Origin of the sequence: Sinorhizobium medicae (genome assembly GCF_007827695.1) — a bacterium.
Classification (GTDB): domain Bacteria; phylum Pseudomonadota; class Alphaproteobacteria; order Rhizobiales; family Rhizobiaceae; genus Sinorhizobium; species Sinorhizobium medicae.
This window is the reverse complement of sequence record NZ_VITA01000003.1, coordinates 24,662-50,192: the sequence shown is the minus strand read 5'-3', so window position 1 is coordinate 50,192 and position 25,531 is coordinate 24,662. Positions and strand designations below refer to the sequence as shown.

At 61.0% G+C, this 25,531-nt stretch carries 25 protein-coding genes; 16 read left to right on the top strand and 9 right to left on the bottom strand.

What is annotated here, in order from left to right; translation table 11 throughout:
• Nucleotides 1–125: 125 nt before the first annotated feature.
• Nucleotides 126–1,316 carry a calcium-binding protein gene (locus tag FB009_RS05790; RefSeq protein WP_018012264.1) on the bottom strand — a complete coding sequence of 397 codons (1,191 nt, stop codon included), beginning with the start codon at nt 1,314–1,316 and terminating at the stop codon, nt 126–128.
• A 450-nt stretch (nt 1,317–1,766) separates the two neighbouring features.
• On the opposite strand from FB009_RS05790, the gene FB009_RS05785 reads away from it, so the two are divergent.
• From FB009_RS05785 to FB009_RS05750, 8 genes are all read left to right on the top strand, one after another.
• Nucleotides 1,767–2,621, top strand: a complete 855-nt coding sequence (locus tag FB009_RS05785; protein WP_033044831.1) for an alpha/beta fold hydrolase — start codon at nt 1,767–1,769, stop codon at nt 2,619–2,621.
• A gap of 48 nt (nt 2,622–2,669) precedes the next feature.
• Complete coding sequence (locus FB009_RS05780) at nt 2,670–3,317, top strand: dihydrofolate reductase family protein (protein ID WP_018210224.1); 648 nt, start codon at nt 2,670–2,672, stop codon at nt 3,315–3,317.
• Between the two features lie 177 nt (nt 3,318–3,494).
• A complete protein-coding gene (locus FB009_RS05775; RefSeq protein WP_011969946.1) occupies nt 3,495–3,845 on the top strand; it encodes an ArsR/SmtB family transcription factor in 351 nt (116 codons plus the stop codon).
• A complete protein-coding gene (locus tag FB009_RS05770) occupies nt 3,845–4,372 on the top strand; it encodes an arsenate reductase ArsC (protein WP_018210223.1) in 528 nt (175 codons plus the stop codon). Before FB009_RS05775 ends, FB009_RS05770 begins: the two co-directional genes overlap by 1 nt.
• Entirely contained in the window at nt 4,369–4,800 is a 432-nt protein-coding gene (gene arsC / locus FB009_RS05765) for an arsenate reductase (glutaredoxin) (RefSeq protein ID WP_018012268.1), read from the top strand. The genes FB009_RS05770 and arsC overlap by 4 nt, the downstream gene beginning before the upstream one ends.
• Before the next feature lie 185 nt (nt 4,801–4,985).
• Nucleotides 4,986–6,065 carry an ACR3 family arsenite efflux transporter gene (gene arsB, locus FB009_RS05760; RefSeq protein ID WP_018210222.1) on the top strand — a complete coding sequence of 360 codons (1,080 nt, stop codon included), beginning with the start codon at nt 4,986–4,988 and terminating at the stop codon, nt 6,063–6,065.
• 12 nt (nt 6,066–6,077) lie between these two features.
• Nucleotides 6,078–6,833 carry an arsenical resistance protein ArsH gene (arsH, locus tag FB009_RS05755; RefSeq protein WP_018012270.1) on the top strand — a complete coding sequence of 252 codons (756 nt, stop codon included), beginning with the start codon at nt 6,078–6,080 and terminating at the stop codon, nt 6,831–6,833.
• The gene (locus FB009_RS05750) at nt 6,731–7,618 is read left to right on the top strand and encodes a LysR family transcriptional regulator (RefSeq protein WP_234837580.1); all 888 of its coding nucleotides are present in this window, start codon (nt 6,731–6,733) and stop codon (nt 7,616–7,618) included. The genes arsH and FB009_RS05750 overlap by 103 nt, the downstream gene beginning before the upstream one ends.
• 61 nt (nt 7,619–7,679) lie before the next feature.
• Here FB009_RS05750 and FB009_RS05745 read toward each other — a convergent pair whose 3' ends face one another.
• The 6 genes from FB009_RS05745 to FB009_RS05720 form a co-directional block, all read right to left on the bottom strand.
• A complete protein-coding gene (locus tag FB009_RS05745; RefSeq protein ID WP_024324397.1) occupies nt 7,680–8,990 on the bottom strand; it encodes a PQQ-dependent sugar dehydrogenase in 1,311 nt (436 codons plus the stop codon).
• Between the two features lie 86 nt (nt 8,991–9,076).
• Complete coding sequence (locus FB009_RS05740; protein WP_024324396.1) at nt 9,077–11,248, bottom strand: xanthine dehydrogenase family protein molybdopterin-binding subunit; 2,172 nt, start codon at nt 11,246–11,248, stop codon at nt 9,077–9,079.
• A 10-nt stretch (nt 11,249–11,258) separates the two neighbouring features.
• Entirely contained in the window at nt 11,259–11,729 is a 471-nt protein-coding gene (locus FB009_RS05735) for a (2Fe-2S)-binding protein (RefSeq protein WP_024324395.1), read from the bottom strand.
• Nucleotides 11,730–11,806: 77 nt separating this feature from the next.
• Entirely contained in the window at nt 11,807–12,199 is a 393-nt protein-coding gene (locus FB009_RS05730; protein WP_024324394.1) for a c-type cytochrome, read from the bottom strand.
• A 218-nt stretch (nt 12,200–12,417) separates the two neighbouring features.
• A complete protein-coding gene (locus FB009_RS32635; RefSeq protein ID WP_029723090.1) occupies nt 12,418–13,854 on the bottom strand; it encodes a sensor histidine kinase in 1,437 nt (478 codons plus the stop codon).
• The gene (locus FB009_RS05720) at nt 13,854–14,573 is read right to left on the bottom strand and encodes a response regulator (protein WP_024324392.1); all 720 of its coding nucleotides are present in this window, start codon (nt 14,571–14,573) and stop codon (nt 13,854–13,856) included. The genes FB009_RS32635 and FB009_RS05720 overlap by 1 nt, the downstream gene beginning before the upstream one ends.
• Nucleotides 14,574–14,941: 368 nt before the next feature.
• On the opposite strand from FB009_RS05720, the gene FB009_RS05715 reads away from it, so the two are divergent.
• On the top strand, nt 14,942–15,214 hold the full coding sequence (locus tag FB009_RS05715; protein ID WP_018012277.1) for a hypothetical protein: 273 nt from the start codon (nt 14,942–14,944) through the stop codon (nt 15,212–15,214).
• 59 nt (nt 15,215–15,273) lie between these two features.
• On the opposite strand, the gene FB009_RS05710 is transcribed toward FB009_RS05715, so the two are convergent.
• On the bottom strand, nt 15,274–16,164 hold the full coding sequence (locus FB009_RS05710; protein WP_127580551.1) for a LysR family transcriptional regulator: 891 nt from the start codon (nt 16,162–16,164) through the stop codon (nt 15,274–15,276).
• Between the two features lie 253 nt (nt 16,165–16,417).
• Between FB009_RS05710 and FB009_RS05705 the strand changes: the two genes are divergently transcribed.
• Nucleotides 16,418–17,722 (top strand): LVIVD repeat-containing protein, encoded by a 1,305-nt coding sequence (locus tag FB009_RS05705; RefSeq protein WP_234837579.1) that lies wholly within the window; start codon nt 16,418–16,420, stop codon nt 17,720–17,722.
• Between the two features lie 42 nt (nt 17,723–17,764).
• On the opposite strand, the gene FB009_RS05700 is transcribed toward FB009_RS05705, so the two are convergent.
• On the bottom strand, nt 17,765–18,877 hold the full coding sequence (locus FB009_RS05700) for a histidinol-phosphate transaminase (RefSeq protein ID WP_102045749.1): 1,113 nt from the start codon (nt 18,875–18,877) through the stop codon (nt 17,765–17,767).
• A gap of 121 nt (nt 18,878–18,998) precedes the next feature.
• Between FB009_RS05700 and FB009_RS05695 the strand changes: the two genes are divergently transcribed.
• From FB009_RS05695 to hisD, 6 genes are all read left to right on the top strand, one after another.
• Nucleotides 18,999–19,766: an SDR family NAD(P)-dependent oxidoreductase gene (locus tag FB009_RS05695; protein ID WP_101799615.1), complete on the top strand. Its 768-nt coding sequence runs from the start codon at nt 18,999–19,001 to the stop codon at nt 19,764–19,766.
• A 303-nt stretch (nt 19,767–20,069) separates the two neighbouring features.
• Nucleotides 20,070–21,203: an ABC transporter ATP-binding protein gene (locus FB009_RS05690; RefSeq protein ID WP_024324389.1), complete on the top strand. Its 1,134-nt coding sequence runs from the start codon at nt 20,070–20,072 to the stop codon at nt 21,201–21,203.
• 33 nt (nt 21,204–21,236) lie between these two features.
• Nucleotides 21,237–22,352, top strand: a complete 1,116-nt coding sequence (locus FB009_RS05685; RefSeq protein WP_028054822.1) for an ABC transporter substrate-binding protein — start codon at nt 21,237–21,239, stop codon at nt 22,350–22,352.
• A gap of 66 nt (nt 22,353–22,418) precedes the next feature.
• Nucleotides 22,419–23,363: an ABC transporter permease gene (locus tag FB009_RS05680; RefSeq protein ID WP_024324388.1), complete on the top strand. Its 945-nt coding sequence runs from the start codon at nt 22,419–22,421 to the stop codon at nt 23,361–23,363.
• Nucleotides 23,360–24,160 carry an ABC transporter permease gene (locus FB009_RS05675; protein WP_010967209.1) on the top strand — a complete coding sequence of 267 codons (801 nt, stop codon included), beginning with the start codon at nt 23,360–23,362 and terminating at the stop codon, nt 24,158–24,160. Before FB009_RS05680 ends, FB009_RS05675 begins: the two co-directional genes overlap by 4 nt.
• Before the next feature lie 39 nt (nt 24,161–24,199).
• A complete protein-coding gene (gene hisD / locus FB009_RS05670; RefSeq protein ID WP_024324387.1) occupies nt 24,200–25,528 on the top strand; it encodes a histidinol dehydrogenase in 1,329 nt (442 codons plus the stop codon).
• Nucleotides 25,529–25,531: the final 3 nt, after the last annotated feature.

The window sequence follows — 25,531 nt, the reverse complement described above, 5'->3', positions numbered from 1 at the left end:
TTCCACCCGAGGCTTCAGAAGGCTCCAGCGGATCCCGATTTGCATGATCCGCGCAGAAGTCCCTTCATCGCTTTGACGCCACATCGAACGCCGCACACCGGATGCGTGCGGCGTTCGAAGTTCGATCAAGCGAAGAGAAAATCCGCGCTGCTGAAGTGAGAGGCAGCGAGGCTATTCGCCGGATCGTCGACATGTATCGTCACCGCGTTGCCCGCAGAATCATAGCCTTTCAACATCACGTCTCCGCTCGCGTCATTGTACGCGTAAATCGTGCCCGCCGCGCCGGAACTCGAATATTGCTTGATTCCAAGGTTCTCCAGAACAAACAGATCGACGCCGTTCTGAAAGTCCATAACGGAATCCCGTCCGACGAGCGAACCGGCGCCCTTGAACACGAAGCGATCGGCGTCGGCCCCACCCCAGAGGATGTCGCTTCCCGCCTCGGCGAGAAGGGTATCTTTCCCAGCGTCACCGCGTAGCGTGTCGTTTCCGTCCCCGGCAGTGACAAGGTCGTTGCCGAGGCCGCCATCAAGGATGTCATCGCCCGCTGCTCCCGACAGGATATCGTCGCCGGCATCTCCGTATGCCAGATCATTGCCGCCGCCCACGGCAATCCGATCGTTGCCGATACCGCCACGGGCTTCGTCGATGCCGCCCTCGGAATCGAGCACGTCATTCCCATCACCGCCGTCGAGGTAGTTGTTCCCGTCGCCGCCGTCGACAATGTCGTCGCCTATGCCGCCATAGACCCGGTCGTGCCCGGATTGGCCCTTCAGGGCGTCACTGCCCTCTTCGCCATAGATCGTATCGTTGCCGGCGCCACCACCGACCGCCTGCTGCGTCAGCTTGCCTGTCGCGGGGTCGATGCGGTTGTTGAAGCCGTCATTTCCCGAGCCGGCATAGATGATGTCGTCTCCCAATCCGGCGTCGATGTATTCCTCACCTGCGCCACCGTGAATCTCGTCGTTGCCGGGGCCCCCCAGAATATGGTCATGACCATCGCCGCCGTCGATGATGTCATTGCCGTCCTCGCCGGAGAAGGTATCGTTGCCGAGCCCGCCGATCAGCGTATCGGCGCCAGCGCCGCCATCGAAGCTGTCGTTGCCGTCGCCGCCTTCGGCGTAGTCATCTCCCGCACCGACCTTGAAAAAGTCGTTGCCGAGGCCGCCATAGAGCGTGTCGTTGCCGAGCCCTCCATCGAGATAGTCGTCACCAGCATCGCCCCAAATGACGTCATTGCCATCGTAACCCCGGAGCGTGTCCGCAAGGTTCGTGCCGATGAGCTTGTTGGCGACGCTAGTTCCATTGATGTTCATTCGTTTACTCCCTGCTGTTTTGACGGCCGGGGTGGTGAGGGTCGAATGAGGCATAACGGTGACAGCACTTACGGCCGGATTGTTCGTGTGGAAGCAAGTAGTTGTTTCTGCCTAAGAAATACCTGGGTGGTTGTGTGGATAACATTTTTCCCGCAACTTGCGATTTTTCTTAAGTACCTGAGGTTGTCGTAGGTATACTTCACGATGAGATCATGGCGCTGGAGAAGATTTGCGGCGGAGAGAGTTGTACTTATCCGAGTGGACCCTCATCAGGGGTTTAGCGATCCGGACGCGTATCGGCAAGGAGCGGGGGGATGCGCGCAGCCGGAGTTGGGGCGTCCAGCGGCGTGTTTGGAATTATGCGAAACTGGTTGCAGAAGGAAATCGCTTGTAGTAAATCTGCAACCAGTTGCATATCGCAATCAACTGGAGCATGACCGGGAGGCTTCCATGAGCATGCGTTTCGTCAGGAGTCATGATGTCGAGATCGCCACCGAAGCCTTCGGCGAATCGGCGCATCCCCCGGTCCTTCTCATCATGGGGGGAATGGCATCCATGCTGTGGTGGCGTGAGAGATTCTGCCGCCAGTTAGCGGAACGCGGCCGCTTTGTTATTCGCTACGATCAGCGCGACACCGGTCTCTCGACGAAGTACCCGCCAGGTCGGCCGGGATATGCTTTCGATGATGCTGTTGACGACGTCATCCGGGTGCTCGACTGTTACGGGATTTCCGCCGCCCACGTCGTCGGGATGTCTCTCGGTGGGATGGTCGGCCAGGCTGCCGCGCTCAAGCATCCCGAGCGCGTGCGTTCCCTGACGGCGATCAGCAGTTCGCCGATCGGGATGAACACATCCCATCTCCCGGAGAGCGGGAGGGCCTGGATGGACCACATGAACGTGAAGGTGGACTGGACAAACCGGGCAGAGGCGGTCGCTTACATGGTCGAGGATGCGCGCTTGGTCGCAAGCACGGCACATCCGTTCGAGCGGGCCGAGACCGGAGCCTTCATCGAAAGGGATTTCGACCGCTCAGACGGTTATCTCAGCGCCACTAATCACAGCATCCTCTTTGAGATCAGCGATGCGTGGCAAGGTCGGCTGCACGAGATGAAAGTGCCGCTTCTGGTCATCCACGGCACCGCTGATCCTGTATTTCCGGCAGAGCATGGAGCGGCCCTCGTGGCGGCGGTCAATGGAGCCAAGCTGGTCGAGATCTCTGGGGGCGGACACGAGCTGCACCCGGCGGACTGGGATGAGATCATCTCCGCGATCACGAAGCACACCAACACGCACCCGAACGATTAAGCCGCCCGCCAGATCGTCCGATTCACCAAGCATTTCAGGAGAAAAACCATGTCCCGGCTTCGAATTCATGCTTTCTCGATTTCGCTCGACGGATACGCCGCCGGACCCGACCAGAACCTCGACAATCCGTTGGGCAGGGGCGGAGAAGCTTTGCACGAGTGGTTTGTCCCTACTCACACCTTCCAGCGGATGTCAGGCAAGAAGGAGGGAACGACCGGCATCGACGAGGATTTCGCTGCACGGGGGTTCGACAATATCGGCGCCTGGATCCTCGGCCGGAACATGTTCGGGCCGGTGCGGGGACCCTGGCCCGACCAATCCTGGAGGGGCTGGTGGGGCGAAAACCCGCCCTATCATGGCCCTGTCTTCGTCCTGACAAACCATGCGCGTCCGTCGCTGGAAATGGAGGGCGGCACCGTCTTCCACTTCGTCACCAACGGCATCGAAGCCGCGCTCAGCAGTGCCAGGGAAGCGGCGGACGGGCGTGATGTCCGCCTTGGCGGCGGCAGCGCCACCATCCGGCAGTATCTGAACGCCCGTCTGGTTGACGAGATGCATATCGCGATCGCGCCGATCCTCCTCGGCAGCGGTGAGGCGCTCTTTGCCGATATGGACCTGCCTCGCCTCGGCTACGAGGTGACCGAGTACGTCCCGTCGGAAAAGGCGAGCCACATCGTCCTGTCGAGGCGGACCTGACCCTCCGCCGGTCCTGACGATGCCGACCGGCTTCCCCTTATAGCGGTTGCATGCGTGCCGCAGGACGGGATTGAACGATCGGCGAAGCAGTGTTGATCGCCCGGGCACAGGAAGAGCTCCGCGTCTCGTGTAGCACCTGACGCTTGACGTTGTCCATATTTCGGGTATTCTCGACATATGGAACAGGAAAACGCAATTCTCGCCCTTGCGGCACTCGCCCAGTCGACCCGGCTGGAGACCTTCCGCCTGCTTGTCCGGCATGAGCCCCATGGGTTGCCCGCAGGCGATATCGCTCGCGCCTTGGCGGTGCCCCACAACACCATGTCGACGCATCTGAATATTCTTGCTCGGGCGGGTCTGGTGTCTTCCGAGCGCCGCAGCCGCCTTATCGTCTACCGCGCGGATGTTTCGCGCCTGCGCGATCTCACTCTCTTTCTGGTCAAGGATTGCTGCGGGGGGAATGCCGATCTCTGCGCCCCGCTGGTCGAGGAACTTGATCCCTGTCGTTCAAAGGAAAAGGTAACCTGATGGCCAAGACGACGTTCAATGTGATGTTTCTCTGCACGGGCAATTCCGCACGTTCGATCATCGCGGAAAGCGTTCTGCGAAGGGATGGAGCCGGTAAGTTCAATGCCTATTCCGCGGGGAGCCAACCTAAGAACAAGGTCAATCCGTTCGCCATCGAGACGCTCGCGGGCCACCACTATCCCGTCGAAGGGCTTCGGTCAAAGAGTTGGGACGAGTTTGCCGTGCCCGGCGCGCCCGAACTCGATTTCGTCTTCACCGTCTGCGACAACGCGGCGGGCGAGGCCTGCCCGGTCTGGCCGGGACAGCCCATGACAGCGCATTGGGGCGTCGATGACCCGGCAGCCGTCGAGGGGACAGACGCCGAGAAGCGCGTCGCCTTCGCCACGACGCTTCGCCATATGAAACTTCGCATCGCTGCCTTCGCAGCGCTTCCTGTGGAAAGCCTGGAGCGGCTGAGCCTGACGGCGAGACTGCACGAAATAGGCCAGATGGAAGGCTCCACTTCGCAAAGGCCCGACGTCGCATGACAGACCCGATCGACATCGTCATCTATCACAACCCGGATTGCGGGACGTCGCGGAACACCTTGGCTATGATACGCAATGCCGGGATTGAACCGCATGTGGTCGAATATTTGAAGACTCCCCCAAGCCGGCCGCTGCTGGAGCAGTTGCTCGTCCGTATGGGCATATCCGTCCGCGACTTGGTTCGGGAAAAGGGGACACCATACCAGGAACTCGGCCTTGGCGATCCGGCTCTTACCGATGGCCAACTCCTTGACGCGATGATGCAGCATCCCATCCTGATCAACCGCCCCATCGTCGTCTCACCACTTGGCGTGAAGCTGTGCCGACCTTCAGAGGCCGTTCTGGAGATCCTGCCCCAAGAGCAGAAGGGCGCTTTCATAAAGGAGGACGGCCAGGTCGTCGTCGACGCGAGCGGCCGGCAGGTCTAGCATTTCCGCTTTTCTCCGAACCGCGGAAACTCTCTAACTCTTTGTTTTGGCGCAAATTCCGGACCGAAAATCGCTACGCACTTTTCCTGGAATTGCTCTGGACCACGATGTTTATAGGTCGGACCGACCTTAAGCGACGCCTCGTGCGAGGCTGCGCACCGAACTTATTTGCAAGGAGAACGCAATTGCGTCCCGCTCAGCCCACAACCCGCCTCTCGTTCCTCGACCGCTATCTGACAGTCTGGATATTTTCCGCCATGGCGCTCGGCCTTGTGCTCGGCACGGTTTTCACGGGCCTGCCGGCAGCCCTCGATGGTCTTTCCGTCGGGACCACCAACGTTCCGATCGCGATCGGACTCATCCTTATGATGTATCCGCCGCTCGCCAAGGTGCGTTACGAGGAGCTCCATCAGGTCTTTGCCGACAAGCGTATACTAACGCTCTCGCTGGTGCAGAACTGGCTGATCGGCCCGGTGCTCATGTTCGGGCTCGCCGTGCTGTTCCTGCGCGACTATCCGGAATATATGACGGGGCTTATCCTGATCGGTCTCGCTCGCTGCATCGCCATGGTCCTTGTCTGGAATCAGCTCGCCCGCGGCGACAATCAGTATGTTGCAGGTCTCGTCGCCTTCAATTCGATCTTCCAGATCCTCTTCTTCACCATATATGCCTGGTTCTTCCTCACCTTTCTGCCGCCACTCTTCGGGCTCGAAGGAAGCGTCATCGACGTGTCCTTCTGGACGATCGCCGAGGCAGTGCTGATCTATCTCGGAATACCGTTCCTCGCAGGTTACCTGTCGCGCCGCATCCTTACGAAGGCAAAAGGCGAGGACTGGTACGAGAACGCCTTCCTGCCGAAGGTCAGCCCGATCACGCTTGCGGCGCTGCTGTTCACCATCGTCGCGATGTTCAGCCTGAAGGGCGGCGATGTCGTGAGGCTGCCGTTCGATGTCGTCCTGATCGCGATCCCCCTGACGATCTACTTCGTCATCATGTTCACCGTCAGTTTCTTCATGGCGAAACTGATCGACACCGACTATCCGCGTACCACCGCGGTTGCATTCACGGCTGCGGGCAACAACTTCGAACTGGCGATCGCCGTCGCCATTGCCGCCTTCGGTCTTGCGTCCCCGGTGGCCTTTGCCGCGGTCATCGGACCGCTTGTGGAAGTACCTGTGCTGATCCTGCTGGTGCAGCTCGCACTCTGGCTCGGCCGCCGCTACTTCGCCGAAACGGCTCCCGCGGCTGTCGCCTCTGAAGCATAAGGAGACCCGAAAATGAGATTGCGCACCGTTCCTGACATCGATTACCTGCCGGCTCTCGACCCTGCCTACGCACACCGCAATCCGGCGGAGGGCCTCGGGCCGATCGACCACAAGCCCCGCATCCTGCTCCTCTACGGATCGCTGCGCGAGCACTCCTACTCCCGATTCTCCGTAGAGGAGGCGGCACGAATTCTTGAGTACTTCGGCGCCGAGACCCGGATCTTCGATCCTTCGGACCTGCCGCTGCCCGACCAGGTCAAGGGCGACGATCACCCGGCCGTGAAGGAGCTCCGCGACCATGCAATCTGGTCCGAAGGAATGGTCTGGTGCTCGCCGGAGCGCCATGGCCAGATCACCGGAATCATGAAGGCGCAGATCGACCACCTGCCACTGAACATGGGCGGCATCCGTCCAACACAAGGCCGCACCCTCGCTGTCATGCAGGTGTCCGGCGGCTCGCAAAGCTTCAACGCAGTCAACACGCTGCGTATTCTTGGGCGTTGGATGCGCATGTACACGATCCCCAACCAGTCGAGCGTCGCCAAGGCGTTCCAGGAATTCGATGCGAGCGGGCGGATGAAGCCTTCCAGCTACTACAACCGCATCGTCGATGTCATGGAGGAACTCATCCGTTTTACGATCCTCCTGCGGCCGCATTCGGTCCAATTGGTCGACCGCTATTCAGAACGCAAGGGAGCGAACACGCCAGTCAATCCTGTCGCCGACCTCTCCGGCATCGCGATCGCCCCGCAAAAGGGTGCCGCGTAGAGGGTCGAGAGGGCAATATCGCGGACGCGGAGAAGGCGATCGGCCTGAGGCTCCTGCACCGCACGACGCGCAAGATAGAGCTCACCGAGGCCGGTCAGCTCTATTTTGAACGAAGTAAGCGGATCGTGGACGAGGCACGGCTGGCGCACGAGCAGCTCGGCGCAATGCTCGAACAGCCCAGCGGAGTCCTCCGGGTTTCGCTCCCGGTCGACCTCGCTACTTTTTACCTCACGCCGATCATCGGCGTATTCGCGCGACACTATCCCGGGATCACTTTCGAATGCGACCTGACCCCGCGCCGTGTCGATCTGGTCGCCGAGCCTTTCGACGTGGGGATCCGCATAGGCAAACTCGAAGACTCCAGTTTGATCACTCGCCTGATCGGGCGGCATTCGCACCACCTCTATGCGTCTCCTGGCTATATCGAAGCGTCAGGCGAGCCCGCGCCACCGACGGACTTGGCGAAGCACGAGTGCATCGGCATGCTGCGGAGCCCGATCTGGACTTTGCACCGGGGGGCGAACAAGGTCGATGTCGCCGTTCGCGGCCGCTTCACGCTCAACAGCGTCGGGATGATCCGCGCCCTGGCGGTCAACCACCAGGGCATCGCCCTGCTTCCCGAGAAGATCATCGCGGATGACTTGGCCTCCGGCCGGCTCCGACGCATTCTGCCTGAATGGCAGAAGTCGCCGGTCAACATTTACGCCGTCACCGAAACTCGCCTTATTCCAGCCAAGACCCAGCGCTTCATCGAATTCCTGTCCTCCAGGCTGATGGAAGTTTGAACATAATGGAGGTTCTCATGGCAGCGCCTGTCCCCTACTGTGCGCGGCACTCCTTTCACATTCAGCCGCGCTCCGCCTCGCCCGTCACCCGCCAGACCACATCGCCGACATCGTCTGCTACTAACAGGGCGCCGTCCGAGCCGATGGAAACGCCCACCGGCCGTCCATAGGACGACCGCTCGTCCGGCGAAAGGAAGCCGGTCAGAATGTCACGCGGCGGACCTGCCGGCCGGCCATTCACGAAGGGCACGAAGACAACCTTGTAGCCGCTCAACGTGCTGCGGTTCCAGGAACCATGCTGGCCGATGACCATGCCGTCCGAGAAGCCCGGCAGAGTGCCTGCGGGAAGCCAGCAAAGGCCGAGCGATGCAGTGTGTCCGCCCAAGGCATAATCCGGTGTTATGGCGGTTGCGACCATTGCCGGGTCCTGCGGCACCCGGTCGTCCACGATCTGCCCCCAATAGCAATAAGGCCATCCATAAAAGCCGCCGTCGCGCACCGATGTCAGATAGTCGGGAGGCGTCTCGTCGCCCAGGCCATCGCGCTCGTTGACCACCGTCCAGAGTGCGCCTGTCGTCGGCTCCCACGCAAGGCCCACCGGGTTGCGCAGGCCGGAGGCAAATATGCGGTGCTCACCACTATCGAGGTCAAGCTCGTGGATAGCGGCCCGTCCTTCCTCTGACGCCATGCCGCTCTCGCCTATGTTGCTGAGCGACCCGACCCCGATAAAGAGCTTTCGCCCGTCACGACTTGCCAGCAGACTTCGCGTCCAATGGCCGCCGGCCTTGAGATCAGCCAGCTTGCGGCCTGTCGCGCCGATACGCGTGTCGCCCGCCTTGTACGGGAACGCAACCACGCCGTCCGTGTTGCCGACATACAGCGTGTCGCCAAGCAACTCCATGCCGAACGGCTGGTTGAGTCCGTCGAGAAATACCGCGCGCACTTCAGCCACGCCGTCGCCATCGGCATCACGCAGCAGCGTGATGCGATTCGGACTGGCGCCCACTGCGGCTGCGCGCTTCATCGTGCTGAACATGGCGTAGTCGAAGGCAGATTTGATGCCCCCCGGCTCGCTCAGTGCCTCGGCAACCAGCACATCGCCATTCGGCAACACATGAATCCAACGGGGATGTTCGAGGCCGGCCGCGAATGCGTTCACCTTAAGCCCGGCCGCCGCAGTCGGCCTTTGCTCCGCGGCCCATCCCCTGGCTGTCGGCATCTTCAGGGTGGGAATGCCCTGCGGCTTGGCGATCGGGATATCAGGGGCACTGCCATAAGCCGGTTCCAGGGAATCTCCTGCCCGGTGCCGCAGAAGGATTGTTGCGGAACCGATCAGTGCGACCAATCGACCGAAAATATCTGACAGACCCATGCGTCCTCCTAATCCTGATGCGCACGCTACCCGAAGTGTCTGCCGGTTAAAATCCTCGACTGCATTGTTTTGTTTGGCGCCCCCGATCAAACGGCAAGACTGTTGTTTTTAAGCGGTAGTTGACGAACGCGCTTGCCTGTGGCGGCAAAGACCGCATTGAGGACTGCTGGTCCGGCGACGGCGATCGTCGGCTCGCCGACCCCGCCCCAGAAGTCCCCCGATGGGACGAGAATCGTTTCGACGGCCGGCATCTGGTCCATGCGCATGACCTCATATGTATCGAAATTCTCCTGCTCGACCCGACCCCCATCGATCGTGCATTCCCCGAACAGACATGCAGAAAGTCCGTAGGCGAAGGAGCCCTCGACCTGACGCTCCGCCTGTGCGGGATTGACGATGTGGCCCGTGTCCGTTGCGGCAACGATGCGGTGGATTCTGAGTTCGCCGCCCGTGACCGAGACTTCTGCCGCGGCTGCCACGTAGCTGCCGAAGCCCATGATCTGGGCCAGGCCACGATGGATGCCGTTTTCCGCCGGCTTTCCCCAACCAACGCGTTCGGCGACCGCCTCGAGAACTGCAAGGTGTTTCGGATTGTCGACAAGCAGCTTCCGCCGAAATTCGAGCGGGTCGATGCCTGCCTCGTGGGCCAGCTCATCCACGAAGCACTCGACGTAAAGAGCGTTCTGATTGAGATTGACCCCGCGCCAGAACCCCGGAGGAACAGGGGGATTTCGCATCGCATGGTCGATGAGCAGGTTAGAGATCGTATAGCCGAAGGCGCCCTCGCTGCCGCCGTCGTTCAGGCCTTGGAACACCGCAGGATCGCGTCCTGTTTCGCGCACCTCGGCGCGCAGCGGCCAAAGAATCGACTGGCCGCTGATGCGCATGTGGAAGGCCGTGACCTCGCCGTTCTTGTTGAGCGCAGCTCGCAGTCTGCACTGTGTAACCGGATGGTAGGCGCCGTGAAGCATGTCCTCCTCCCGGGACCAGATGAGTTTGACCGGAGATCCCGGAAACGCCTTGGCAAGAATGACGGCCTGCCTAAGATATTCCTGGTGCCAGCCACGGCGGCCGAACCCGCCGCCTAAATGAAGCTTGTGAACGTCGCATTGTTCGATCGGCAGCCCGGAGACCTCCGCAACCAGGCTCAGGCTTGCTTCGCCGTTTTGTGTAGGCACCCACGCCTCGCACCTTTCAGTTGTATAGAGCGCCGTCGCATTCATTGGCTCCATGGTTGCATGGTGCTGGTATGGGTATGAATAGGTTGCGGAGACCAGCTTCACGTCCCCGGCAAGTTCGGTGCGGACATCGCCAATGCGCGTGCCGATTACAGCGTCTTCCGCCTCCAGACCCTCTTTCAGCATTTCGGCAATCGATTGGCTGGTGACGTTCTCGTTTGGACCTTCGTCCCAGACTATCGGCAGGGCCAGGAGTGCCGAATGTGCCTGCCACCATGTGTCGGCGACAACGGCGACTGCCGTTTCATCGACCTGAACGACCTTTCGAACGCCTGGCATGCCCGATACGGCTGCGGCATCGAAGCTCGCCACCTTGCCGCCGAAGACCGGACAGGCTCTGATCGAGGCGTTCAGCATGCCCGGCAGTTGGAGATCGACGCCATAGACCTGCTTGCCCGTAAGTTTGTCGCGCGTATCGAGCCGCGGCAACGGCTTGCCGGCGATTTTCCAAACCTTCGGGTCTTTCAGCCGCACATCGGCCGGCGGTTGCATGTGTGCGGCAAGTGAAGCGACTGCTCCATATGTCACGCTGCGCCCGGAGGGATTGTGAGTAATGATGCTGCTCGCCGCCGAGCATTCCGCTTCCGGCACTTTCCAGAGTGTCGCCGCCGCCGCTATGAGCATTTCCCGCGCGGCAGCCCCGCCCTGGCGCACATATTCGTGCGATTCCCGAATTCCTCGGCTGCCGCCCGTGGAGAAATTACCCCAGATGCGATTCCGCCGCAGGCTTTCACCGGGTGTCGGATACTCGGTCGTCACCTTCGACCAGTCGCATTCGAGCTCTTCCGCAACGAGCTGTGCCAGTCCGGTGAGGGTTCCTTGACCCATTTCTGAGCGAGCAATCCGGATTACGACGGTGTCGTCAGGATGGATGAGCACCCAGGCGTTCACTTCGGGAAGGATAGCCTCCCGCTCCTGAGCCTGTGCCGCGAAAGGCAGATGAAAACCGAGCGAGAAACCGCCGGCCGCAGCAGCGGTACCAATCAGAAAACGGCGGCGCGACAAAGCTGCAACTGTCATGGTTGAACCCTCATCCTTTCCGAGATGCGCTCATGGTTTCGGCTGCGAGCTTGATGGCCGCGCGGACGCGGTTGTATGTGCCGCAGCGGCAGATATTGGTGATTTCAGCACTGATGTCGTCGTCCGTGGGTGTCGGGGTGCTGTTGAGCAAGGCGGCAGCCGCCATGATCATGCCCGCCTGACAGTAACCGCATTGCGGAACGTCGAGCGCGAGCCAGGCTTGCTGGATCGGATGGGTGGCGTCGTTGGACAGCCCCTCGACCGTGAGGATCTGTTGATCTGGACCTACCGCGCTTGCCGGAAGCGCACAGGAACGGGTCGCCACGCCGTCGATGAGGACGGTGCAGGCACCGCATTGCGCTATCCCGCAGCCGAACTTCGTTCCGGTGAGACCCGCCTGTTCCCGGAGCGCCCAGAGAAGGGGTGTCTCCGGGGCCACTTCGATATCCCGTATTTCGCCGTTTATGGTCAATCGAGCCATGACATGATCCTATCGTTAACGAGGAGAACGACGACGGTGCATCGCAGCCATTCGCGATACACCGGACCGGCGAATGCCTAGTTGGGCGGCTCCGCCGAAAGGCTTTGCAGATATGTGATGATGGCCGAGCGTTGAGCCTGGTCGCGAACGCTGGCGCTCATGGTAGTACCCGGCACGACCTGACGAGGGTTGTTCAGATAGGCGTGGAGGCGTTCCTCGTCCCAGACGAAGCCGGACGTGCGGAGCGCGTTCGAGTAGCGAGCGCCCGCGACACTGCCTGCAGCGCGCCCGAAAACCCCGAAAAGGTGCGGCGCGACGCGTTTTTCACCCGTGTTCAGGCCGTGACAGGAGCCACAACGGCTGCGGAAAAGCCTCTCGCCATCGGGGCCGGCATGCTCCTGAGCCGAGGTTATACTGGAACAGAGAAGCAGACCGAGGATGGCGGTCGAGAACATGGTTGCGCATTTCATTGAACGTCCCCTTAGCAGCATGACCGAGGGTGAAGGACGCGTGCGGTCCTCCGGGATTTCGTTGCGTTCCCTGAAGAATAGTGGTCGTTTGTCGCAGAGGTTTGCCAGCCGAGCGGCTGTCTTGTAACCAAATGTCTCAACGGCCGATGGGCTTCGGCGAAGGATGGCTATCCCCTGCACGAGAGGGCGGCCGATACAGCAGCCGAGGATTGTAAGGCTCAAAGCCCCCGATGGGATCTGGGAAGGGCTATCGTCGCCCTCAGGCCGCGCGGCATTCGCGACAGCGTGATATCGCCGCCGTGGTGGCGCACCGTCGCTCGGGCGATGGACAAGCCCAGGCCAACACCACCAGTTTCGCGGTTTCGCGAGGACTCGAGCCGGAAGAACGGCTCAAAAACCCGCTCGAAATCTTCCTCGGCGATACCAGGACCACTATCCTCGATGACGATTTGAACCATTGACGGTTTCTCGTCGACCTGCACGCGAGCCTCGCCGCCGTAGCGCAAGGCGTTCTCGATCAAGTTGCGGGCGGCACGCCTGAGCCCATCCGGACGACAGCGGTAGTTGATCTTGGGACTATCGAGAAATCTCACCTTCTGCCCAAGGTCAGCAAGGTCATCGCAGAGGCTTTCTATCAAGGCCGTCAGATTGACTGCGCGTGTCGCTTCCGTCACCGATTCCTCTCGCGCAAAGGCGAGCGCAGCCTCTGTCATCGTCTGGATCTCGTCGATCGTCGCCATCATTCGCTGTTGAGCGTCGGCATCCGTCACGAATTCCGCCCGGAGGCGCAACGACGTAAGCGGCGTGCGAAGATCGTGACTGATGGCGGCGAGCATGCGCGTCCTGTCCTCGACGAATCGCGTAAGTCGCGCCTGCATCCGGTTGAAGGCTTCGGTCGTCCTGCGAATGTCGTCGGGGCCCGTCTCCGGCAGGGCTTCGATGGACTGGCCCCGGCCGAGAGCCTCTGCGGCGCCGGCCAGCCGGCGCATAGGCCTTGCGATGCGGTTGGCGACGAATACGCCGATCAATGCAAGCGTCGTTGCCGTCACGGCAAGAGAGACGAGCGACTGCGTATTCCAGAACGGATTCGGCATGGTCTTGCGATAGACGGAGTTCAGCCAGCGCCCGTCGCTAAGTTGCACTGCAAGCCCCATACCGTGGGAATCGCCGAGCGGCAGAAACTTGGCAAAGCGGGGCAGGGTCCATATGTCGGCAGACAAGCGCGTCCAGCCCTCGGAGGCGATTGCCTTCTCGAATAGCTGGAAACCTTTGCCCGAGGGCGTTCTGCTTGGCGTCGCTGAAGTGAGGTCTGCCGGCCTATAGGCGGGGAGCAGATTGGGCAGCGGTTCTTCCAGTTGCGCAACGGCCTGTCTACGCCAGGCGATGGTATCGACGGGATCGCGCTCTGACATCCAGAAACGCGTGTAGGTCGTACCGCTCGCGCGCAGGACATCCGTATGGAAACTCGGCGGAATCGACTCGAGCAGCGCCGCAAGTGACGCCGTGCGGCTCAAGAACTCACCTTTGGACGCGGCGCGCAGCGCCTTGTCGCGTTCGTCCCAGGAGATCAGAAAGCCGATCACCTGCGACAGCACAAGCGCCATCAGCAGAAAACAGATGAATTGAGCCGCAAGGCTCTTCCTCCACCATCGCATCAGTGGACTTCTACCTCCGCCACGAAGCTGTATCCTCCACCCCAGTGCGTTTTGATCAAAGAGGGATTCTTCGGGTCGCTCTCGATCTTCTTGCGCAAGCGGCTAACCTGGTTGTCGATGCTGCGGTCAAAACTCTCGGCCGCCCGCCCGGCCGTCAGATCAAGCAACTGGTCACGGCTGAGCACCAGGCCGGGATGCTCCAGGAAGGCGCTGAGAAGCCGGAACTCAGCCGTGCTCAACGGCACGCTGATCCCATCACGCCCGACAAGTTCGCGGCGTCCGGTGTCGAGTTCCCAGACGTCGAAGCGGATGGTCTTGGCCTTTATCCTGCCGCGTTGGGGCGGCAGGCTGTTGACGCGCCTTAGCACTGCCCGGATTCTTGCCAGGAGCTCGCGCGGGTTGAACGGCTTTGTGATGTAATCGTCGGCGCCGAGCTCCAAGCCCACGATCCGATCCGTTCCGTCCGCCATCGCCGTCAGGAAAATGACCGGCAGCTCCGTTGTCGTGCGCAACTGCCGGCAGACGGTAAGGCCGTCCTCGCCCGGCATCATGATGTCCAGCACCACGAGATCGGGCGCGCCTTTTTCCAGAATTCGCCGGAGTGCTTCGCCGCTTTCGGCGACGGAAACGCGATAGCCCTGGTGGGTAAGATACTTCCCGACGAGGTCCCGAATGTCGCGATGATCATCTACAACGGCGATGTGAGGGGTCGGTGGCATACCGGTGTCTTCCCGCTGGACTTGCCCTCGAAATTCATAGCGCCAGTGCTGAGGCGCCGCATTCAAAAAAATGTATCAAACGGTATCAACCGCCCAAACTTCCGCGCTCGCCACGGTGTTTACTGGACGCTTATGTTCCCCGGCAGCATAGACATAAAGGCGCTCACCGTCCGAGCCTGCTCTGGCGGTCTTGATACACTTTGCCATCAACAGCCCACAGCGCCGCATAACCGTGCGACAACTCGCATCTAGGATCTCCCTCGTCCAAACGCCGTGCGGTTCCTAAGCACCAGTTCGGACCTCGTCGCCATCGCGCCGTGACGCCTCCCCAACCCCGTGCGATGGAACAACGGACAACGGAGAATTCCATGATCACCAAGATTTCAGTATCAGCTGCCCTCGCGTCGTTTGTGACATTCGCAAGCGTCGGACCGGCGATCGCAGCGTTCGATTACTACGAGGGCGCCGACATCAATGCCAAGAGAGGTGCTCCCACGGCCGTCAAGAGAACTGATGGGCGCACCACTGGCGGCATCCGGACGAATGCCGCCACTTACGGCTTCCCGAACGGGATTAAGACGGCGCCAGAGGTCGTGAAAGGCGGCGAAGGCGAATACTACCAGGGGCTCAGCCGCCGTTAATCGAAGCGAACGCGGGCGCTTCGGCGTCCGCGTTCTGTCAGGTGTCTACCGTCGACCGGTCAGCCGGCCTCTCGCGCAACGGTGCGAACGACATTGATGAAGGCTTTCGTCGCAGGTCTTAGCCTGTCGCTTCGATAGATAATCGACGTGTCGATCGAGAGATTCGGCCCCGAAATGGGACGATAGGCCACACCGTCGCGCTTCAGGTTTTCGAGGCATCTCGGAAGCAGCGATACGCCAAGGCCGACCGAAACGAGGCCGATGATGGTCTGCTTGGGCGTTGCTTCCCGAACGATTTTCGGATTGAAGCCTGAGCTTTGGCAAAGTCCGATGATCTCGTCATAGAGGGTGGGATTGATGCTGCGGGGGAACTGGATCAGCGCCTCATTTGCCAGCTCCGCCAGCGGGATTTCTGCGCGGGACGCAAGTCTGTGTCTCTGTGGCACAGCGACCACCAGCGGCTCGACGAGGACCGTCTCGATTGCCAGCTGTTCGCCGCGGATGGGTGGGTGGATGAAGCCGACATCCAGCCGCCCTTCACTCACGCCGCGAACTTGGTCCGGGATGCGCAGGTCCGCAAGCTCGACCGTGACGTGCGGGTATGACCGCGTAAAGCGTTCGACGACATTGGGCACCAGGCTATAGATCGCCGCATCGATGAAGCCGACCGCCAGATGTCCCGTCTCACCACGCTCCGTCTTCCGAACGAGTTCGGCCGCGTTTTCCGTCTGCCGCAGCAGGCGTCGTGCTTCCTCCAGCAGGACCGAGCCGGCAGCGGTCAACTCCACCTTCCGTTTGGTTCTTTCGAACAGGGCGACGCCGAGTTCACGCTCCAACTGCTGAATTTGCTTGGTGAGCGGCGGTTGCGAGATGTTGAGCCGTTTTGCCGCCCGGCCGAAATGCAGTTCCTCCGCTACGGCGACATAGGACTGAAGCAGTCTGTGCTCCATTCAAATTTCCATTTCGATATCACAGACGAAAAAAACAATATTGGACGGAATATATCTCCTCCATCACCCTGCGCAAACGTGTTTTGCAGGAGGTCACATGAGCGATCAGAAAATCTCGCGGCGGCAGATGCTGAAGGCACCCCTTATAGGCGCGACCGCTGTCGCAGCTTCACAATCCGGTCTCCTCTGCGAAGCCATCGCGCAGCCACAGCGGTCGCACTCACCAGCTCCCGCGGGAGCCTTTGCGCACAATGTGGAAGCGGTCGGCTACACCGACATGGAACATCGTCCAGCCTTCAAGATGGCGATACGCGAGGTGAAGGGCTGGTGGTATCTCTACACGGGGCACTTCTGGGATGCAGGTTGGAGCATCGTCGATGTGACCGATCCTGCCAAGCCGCGGGTTGCCAAGTTTGTTGCTTATCCCACGCCCAATACGTGGACGCTGCAGGTTGATCTGTCGGGCGACACGATGGTGACCGCTCTGGAAAAGCCGTTCGCCAACTTCGGCGGGGATCCAAATGCTCCTTTCGACGAAGGACTTCTCATTTGGGACATTGCAGACCCGCTCAGCCCGCAACTGTTGTCGCATTTCAAGACCGGTGCAAACGGCACCCATCGCAACTTATATCCGGGAGGTCGCTATGTGCATGTAGCGGCGTCCATGCCGGGTTATCGCGGCAACATCTATCTCATCCTCGATATTTCAGACCGTGCCAATCCGCGTGAAGCGGGACGCTGGTGGGTGCCGGGGCAGCACGAGGCCGGCGGCGAGAGTTTCTTCGATGCTCTGCCAACGAATGCCTCACATTCGAGGAGACGAGCGGAACCGATGCGTTTTCAAGCGCAATGCATGTGCGGCGCGTTCTGCTCCGGCGCCGGCGAGGACGTCTCACTGCATGGGCCGGCCTATGTCACGGGAAACCACGTATATCTGCCCTACGGCGCAGCTGGCATGATCGTGCTCGACATAAGCGATGTATCGCAGCCGCGGCAGATCGGCGGGCTGAGCTTTAGTCCCCCGTTTCATTCCCGCTTCGGTGTGCACGGCGTTCTGCCGGTGCCCGACCAGGGCATCGCATTCGCGAACTCGGAAAACGTCACTTACGGGCAGGGCGCCGCGCATCATGCATCGATCGTCGACATATCGGATCCCAGCGCGCCCTTCCTGCTTTCGCTGTTCCCGGAACCTGTTCCGCCGGCGGCGGCTCCTTACTCCGACTTCACGACACGAGGCGGATGGCGGGGCCCACACAACATCAACCATCATCAGCATCACCCAGATGTCGAGAAACAGGGCGACCTCTTCTACATCGCCCATTTCAATGCGGGACTGCGCATCTACGACGTATCCAACAGGCGGCTCCCGCGCGAAGTCGGCTATTTCATCCCGCCGGAGCCGACACGGCGTTACGGGCCAATGCCAGAGGACAAGTTAGTTCTTCAGACCGAAGATGTCGTCGTCGATCGTCGTGGCTTCATCTACATCAGCGATAAGAATCAAGGCATCTGGATCCTGCGCTATACCGGTGAACGGCCGCAGGCGCGCCGCACATGAGCACAGGCTTCGTCATGCATTGGCGTCCGATTCACGCCTGCCTCACCCGGCCGCCTCGACCTTTTGAAACGCTTCGATGAAGTGATCGTTCTCCACAGGCGAGCCGATACTGACGCGAATATACGTCTCGAAGCCAGGTTGTTTCCAGGGTTTGACAATTACGCCCTGCCGGAGCAGCGCTCCGGCCAGGACGCTTGCGTCCGTGCGCGCGTCGATGAACAGGAAATTGCATCTCGAAGGCGCAATCCGGTAGCCCATCGTCGTTAGCTCTTTCTTCATCCGTTCGCGCTCGACAATAGCAAGCTCGACGGAACGGTTCAGGTGGCCGACATCATCCAGGGCGGTGAGGGCGGCTGCCTGGGCGATCGCATTGGTGTTGAATGGAGTGCGCGCACGATTGAAAAAGCCGCATAGGCTGCCGTCGCTGACGATGCCGTAACCGATGCGGAGGCCCGCCAGACCGTAAGCCTTGGAGAAGGTACGCAGTACGACCCAGTTCAAGCCGGTTGCCTTCAGCATTTCGGCCGCGCTTGGATAATCGTCACCGGCTGCATATTCCGCATAGGCCTCGTCGACCACGATGAGTGTTTCCGGATCGAGCCCAGCGATGAGCTGCGCCAGCTGGTCCGGCGTTAGCCATGAGCCGACGGGGTTCATCGGGTTCGAGAACATCAGCATACGCGGCTTTCGGGAGATCGCGGCGAGAAGGGTCTTCGTGTCCACGGTGAGGTCCGGCGCAACGGTCACGCGATCGACCTTTCCGCCCATCAGTGCCGTGTAGTCTTCATGAAGGGGGAAGGAGGGATAGAGCGTCGCCACAGTGTCGCCGGGACGAACGACCGAGCGGCAGATGACGGCGATCAGATCTTCCGAGCCGTTGCCGAGGATCACCTGATCGCTCCCGACATCGAAGCTGGCAGCCAGCCGGGTGCACAAGGCGCGGCCCTGCGGATCGGGATAAAGCCGGGCCAGTTCGCCGATGTCGGGAAATTGCCGGCGCAAGGCCGGCGAAGGGCCAAGCGGGTTTTCGTTGGAGCCGAGCTTAGCGACTTTTTCGACATGGTGGTTCGCCCGGACCTCCTCGAGCGTCAATCCGGCATTATAGGGAGCGATCGAACGGATTTCCTCACGTATGGGGCTTGAAGGGTCTGCCATTTTGCCGTCTCCATGGAGTGCCATTTGATATTCATAAGCCGGGATTCATGATCTGTACATATGTATAGACATGTCGTCTCATTGATGGTGTCATTGGTGGGAAGCAGAACAAGGAGCCTTCATGACCCGCCCGATCTTCGACCTTTCCGGCCGCCGCGCCCTCGTCACCGGAGCAAGCCGCGGCATTGGACAGTCTATCGCTTTGGCTCTGGCCGAGGCCGGGGCGGACGTGGCCGTGACGGCGCGAACGATCGATGGCTTGGAAGAGACCAGGGTTTTGATCGAAAAGGTCGGAAGGCGCGCGGTGGCGTTTGCCCAGGATGTGCGCGATGTCGGGGCTTGCGGAAGTGTGACGGGAGCGGCGGCCGAGCGCTTGGGCGGGCTTGACATTCTCGTCAACAATGCCGGCTTCGAGAACGTCAGACCGTCCTTCGACGTAGACGAGGCGCTCTGGGAAACGATCATCTCGACCAATCTAAAAGGCGCCTTCTTCTGTGCGCAGGCGGCAGGCCGGATCATGGCGGAAGCGAACGGCGGCGCGATCGTCAATCTCTGCTCGCTGACATCCTATGTCGGCATTCCGACGGCAGTTCCCTACGGCGCCTCGAAGTCCGGCCTGCTTGGAGTGACACGGGCACTTGCAACGGAATGGGCAGCGCACAATATCCGCGTCAACGCAATCGCTCCCGGCTATTTCCGCACTGCCATGACGGAGGTCTTCTACGAGGACGAGGGCTGGCAACAGCAGATGCTGGGGAAAATCCCGCAACGGCGGTTCGGCAAGGAAAGCGATATCGGCGGCGTCGCGGTTTTCCTCTGCAGCGATGCGGCGGCCTATGTCACGGGGCATTGCATTCCGGTCGACGGCGGCTATCTCGCCTCGATCTGATCCTCGCACGAGGGTTGCAGATGATTCAGTCTTTGGTGTAGGCGGCGCGAGGCACCCGCTCTGCGTGCTTGTCTTTCTGCCCGTTGCCGCCGAGATTGCCATCGGCTCGAGCGTTCGCATTTGCACAATAAATGGACATGTGGCTTTGAAGGGCAAAAAATACGCAAACTCGGTTGACGATACTTGTATCAATATGTATAGACAACTGGTTGAAGATGCTCGGCCGAGCGCCTTACGCGGGCATGGATAGAATGAAGCTTCGCTGCGGCTTTGTCCATAGTTGAAGCAAGACAGGGGAATGTCATGGGCGTTGTTGCTGCCGATGTCCGTCGGGCCGGATCCATCGATCAGGTCGCTGTTTCCGTCAAGGATGTCGGCATGGCTTTCGGCGATGTTCATGCTGTCAGGAACGCCTCCTTCGACCTGCCGCAGGGGCGGTTCCTGACCATTCTCGGCCCGTCCGGTTCCGGCAAGACGACTCTCCTGCGCATGATCGCCGGCTTCGACCGGCCGACCAGCGGAGAGATCTTCATCAATGGCCAGCCGGTCAGCGCCGTGCCGCCGCACAAGCGCGCCATCGGTATGGTGTTTCAGAAGCTCGCGCTTTTTCCGCATATGACGGCGGCCGAAAACGTCGCCTTTCCGCTCAAGATGCGCCGCCATGACGCGCGCACGATCCCGGAAAAGGTCGAGCGCTATCTCGATCTCGTGCGCCTTGGCGGCTACGGAGACCGACGGATCAATGAGTTGTCGGGCGGCCAGCAGCAGCGTGTCGCCATTGCCAGGGCGCTGGTGTTCGAGCCCGATCTGCTGCTGCTCGACGAACCGCTTGCCGCGCTGGATCGCAAGCTGCGCGAGGAGATGCAGCTCGAGTTCCGCCGCATCCAGAAAGAGCTCGGCGTCACCACGATCAACGTCACCCACGATCAGCGAGAAGCGCTGGTGGTTTCCGACGAGATCATCGTCATGAATGGCGGAGCCATCCAGCAGAAGGCCCGGCCGGTCGACGCCTATCGCGCGCCGTCGAACGCCTTCGTAGCCAACTTCATAGGCGTGACCAATTTTCTCGAAGGAAGGATCGTCGAACTTACGTCGACGCAGGCCGTGTTTGAATCAAACGGTGTACGTCTCGTCGGCATCGCTGCCGATGCCGCCCTTGCGGCAGGTCTATCCTGCAGCGGAGCGCTTCGTGCGGAACAGATACGCATTGCGCCCAGGGGCGGGCGGCTCGATGATCTGGAAACGGTGGTGGACGGCCAGGTGGTCGATTGCATTTTCGAAGGCGATCGAGTCGTCTACGAGATCCGTGTTCCGGATCTGGCAGGCGTACTGATGCGCGTCTTCGATCACGATCCGGAATCCCACTTGCAGTTCGGTCCGGGCGACGAGGTTCGTCTCGGCTGGAATGCAAGGGATATGCATGTCTTTCAAAAGTGACCCCCAGAAGGTCCAGCCAGAGGAGAACCTATAATGTCGCATGAAAAGTTCCTGTCCGCGCAGATCGGCCGCCGGACGCTGCTTGCGTCCATGGCCGCGGCCGGCGCTTCGGCGGGTCTTTCGACCCTCGGCGTCAGCCGCGCCTTTGCCCAGGAGCCGGAAAAGCCGGCCGAGATCATCATTCGCGCCTGGGGCGGCAGCTGGGTCGATGCGCTCAAGGCCGGCGTATCCGACAGCTTCACCAAGAACACCGGCATTGCCGTCCGTCATGACCTGACCGAAGACAATGAGATCCAGCCGAAGGTCTGGGCCGCCGTTGCCCAGAAGCGCGTCCCGCCGATCCACATCAACTGGGATACGACGACGAACGCCACCAAGTCCGCTTTGCGCGGCGTGACCGAAGACCTGTCCGACCTGCCGAACCTCAAGAACGCCACCGATCTCGCAAAGCCGGTCGGCCTCGACGGCTATCCGATCGTCAACACCTACGGTTATGTCTACGTGCTCGCCTATCGCCCGTCGGCCTTTCCGAACGGCGCGCCAAAATCCTGGAAGGATCTGCTCGACCCCAAGCTCAAGGGCCGGATCGCGCTGTATAACGACGGGATCGGCTTCCACTTCCCCGCGCAGGTCGCCGGCGGCGGCAAGCTCGAGGACATTCCGGGCAACATGCAGCCGGCCTGGGATTTCATCTCGAAGATCAAGGAACAGCAGCCGTTGCTCGGCGAGGACCCGGATTTTACCACCTGGTTCCAGAAGGGCGAGATCGACGCCGCCTGCACCATCTCGACCAATGCGAGGGAAGCCAAGAAGAACGGCATCGAAATCGCCTGGGTCGTGCCAGAGGAAGGCGCCAAGTTCGACACGGACGGCCTTTGGATACCGAAGGGTTTGCCCGAGAACGAGCTTTACTGGGCCAAGCAATATATCAACCACGCCCTGACCAAGGAAGCGCAGCAGATCTGGCTGGACGGTCTCGGCTTGCCCGGCGTCATCCCCGGCATCACGCCGCCGGCCGATCTCGTGGGCGATCCCTCCTATCCGACAACGGAAGAGGACTTCAAGCAGCTGATCCGTATCTCGGCCAAGGTACAGGTCGAGAACGAGAGCCAGTGGTTCGCCAAGTTCAAGGAAATCATGCAGGGCTGATGCCTTATCTGCCCGACCGCACCCCTTGCGGCGGGCAGCCTTCTCTCGTGAAACAGGATCGTTGCCATGCGCGCTCCCCGTGCTGCATATCCCCTGACGTGGCGCGTCATGGATGTGCTCGAACGCCTTGCGGCCATCGTCTGGCCATCGAGCTTCCAGCGGGGCCTGCCCTATCTCATGCTGATGCCCGCGCTCGTGCTTGTGGGCCTTTTGGTGCTCGGTCTCGTCCAGATCGGCGACACGAGCCTGAGAACGCTCGACACCAATACCTTCCTGATGTCGGAGAGCTACACGCTCGCCAATTATCAGCGTGTTCTGACCGAAAGCTTCTTCGCGACGGTTGCCGGCCGCAGCCTTGTCGGTTCGGTGATCGTGACGGTGATCACCTTGCTGCTCGCTTTTCCATATGCCTACCTCATGGTGCGTACGCCGTCGTCCGCGCTTCGCAAATTTCTGCTGGTTGCTCTTTTCCTGCCCTTCTTCATCGGGCAGGTGGTGCGCGCCTATGGCTGGCTCATCATTCTCGGCAACCAGGGCATGGTCAACGAGGCGCTCGGCCTCGTCGGCGTGCCGCCGATACGTCTGCTCTACAACTACCCGGCGGTCCTTTTCGGCCTTGTCCAGTACATGCTGCCTTTCGCGGTGCTGATGCTCGCACCGGCTCTGACCGCTATCCCGGGCGAACTCGAGTCCGCTGCCGCCTCGCTCGGCGCGGGCTGGACCCGGACATTCCGCCACATCGTTCTGCCGCTCTCCCGGCCGGGGCTGGTGGGTGCCGGTTTGGTGGTATTGACGCTGTCGCTCACCGACTTCGCCATTCCCGCCATCCTCGGCGGCGGCACGCAGGATTTTATCGCCAACGCGATATACGACCAGTTCTTCCGCACCTCCGACCAGGGCATGGGTGCCACGCTGTCGCTGATGCTCGTCGCGGTCGGGTCCATGCTCGTCGGCGTCGTCTTCATGCTGTTCGGTGCAGGCACGCTCGCCATGACGGGAGACCGCAAATGACGGGCAGCAAAAGCAAATCCTTCGTCCTGTGGGCTTTCGTCACGACTGCACTTTTGATGCTGTCCGCGCCCACGGTCGTGGTGCTCGGAGCCTCCTTCACCGCCGGCAACATCATCACCTTCCCGCCGGACGGCCTGTCGCTGAAATGGTATGGGGCGATCGCCCAGGCAAGTGACCTCAGGCAAGCTTTTGTTCGTTCGCTGATCGTTGCCACGATATGCACCCTGGTCTCGATCCCGGTCGGCACGCTCGCAGGCATCGCATTGGCCAAGTATCGGGTGCGGTTTGCCCGTTCGATCCAGATCTATCTCTTGTTGCCGTTCACCATTCCGCTGATCGGTTCCGGCATCGGCATGATGCTGGTACTCGGCAATATGGGCGTTCTGGGAAAATTGTGGCCGGTCGGGATCGCCTGCGCCGTCATCAACCTGCCCTTCATGATCTGGGCTGTGACGGCGAGTGCCAGCAACCTGTCGCCCGATCTGGAGCTGGCGGCGGCCAATTGCGGAGCCCCGCCGCTGCAACGCTTCCTCTACATCACGCTGCCGGCCGTCCTGCCGGGCGTGATCACGGGATCGCTGCTGATGTTCATTCTGGCGCTCAACGAGTTTCTGGTCAGCCTGCTGCTGGTCGACGCCCGAAGCGTGACGCTGCCGGTCCAGATCTACAATTCCATCCGCTCGATCATCACGCCGGACTTGGCCGCAATCTCGGTGGTGTTCATCGCCTGCGCCGGTCTTGCGATCGCGCTGCTCGACCGCCTGGTCGGTCTGGATATTTTCCTGAAATCGAAATGACCCTCCGGCCCCAACGGGCCAGATACCAAGGACAAGACGATGACATCAGTGTCTTTCTACGAATATTCGAAGCTGAACGACGAAGAGAAGGCCGCCTTGCTGCGCCGTTCGGAAACCGACATATCGGGCTTCATCGAAAAGGTCGCGCCGATCCTCGAAGCGGTCCGCACCGAGGGCGACAAGGCACTGGCACGCTTCGGCCGCGAACTCGACAAGGCCGATGTCACGGAAGCCAATCTCAAGGTTACGGCGGCAGAGTTCGACGCGGCCTTCAAGCTGGTCGATGCGAGCGTCGTCGAATCCATTCAATTCGGCATCGACAATATTCGCAAGTTCCATGAGGAGCAGAAGCCGGAAGCCATGTGGCTGAAGGAAATTCGCCCCGGGGCCTTTGCCGGAGACCGCTTCACGCCCATTCAGTCGGTCGCGCTCTACGTACCGCGTGGCAAGGGCTCCTTCCCGTCGGTGACCATGATGACATCGGTCCCGGCGGTGGTTGCAGGCGTCCCGAACCTGGCCATTGTCACGCCGCCGGCGCCGGACGGTTCGGTCGATGCCGCGACGCTTGTTGCCGCACGTCTCGCCGGCGTTGCAACCGTCTACAAGGCGGGCGGCGCACAGGCCGTTGCTGCTGTCGCCTATGGCACCGAAACGGTCAAGCCGGCGCTGAAGATCGTCGGTCCCGGCAGCCCTTGGGTGGTCGCCGCCAAGCGCTCGCTCGCCGGCGTCATTGATACCGGGCTTCCCGCTGGTCCGTCCGAGGTGATGATTCTCGCCGACGACACGGTCCATGGTGGCCTTGCCGCGCTCGACCTGCTGATCGAGGCCGAACATGGCCCGGATTCTTCCGCTTACCTCGTTACCCACAGCCGCCGCGTCGCCGAGGAGGCGCTCGCGGCCCTTCCGGAACATTGGGCGAAAATGACCGAGCAGCGCGTCGCCTTTTCAAAGGCCGTGTTGACGGGGAAGACGGGCGGCATCGTTCTGACCTCTTCGATCGAGGAAAGCTACGCCTTCGTCAACGCCTATGCGCCCGAGCATCTGGAGCTTCTGTCGGAGCAGCCCTTCATACATCTCGGCCACATCACGGAAGCGGCCGAAATCCTGATGGGCACCCATACTCCGGTCAGCATCGCCAATTTCTCGCTCGGGCCCAACGCCGTATTGCCAACCAGCCGCTGGGCCCGCACCTTCGGCCCGCTGTCAGTCACCGATTTCGTCAAACGCAGTTCGATCGGCTATGTCACGGCACCGGCCTATCCGGAATTCGCCAGACATTCCCACAATCTGGCGATCTACGAGGGCTTCTCCTCGCATGCGCTTGCCGTGTCGCCGGTGCGCGACGCCTATCTGAAGCGCGGCGACTGAACC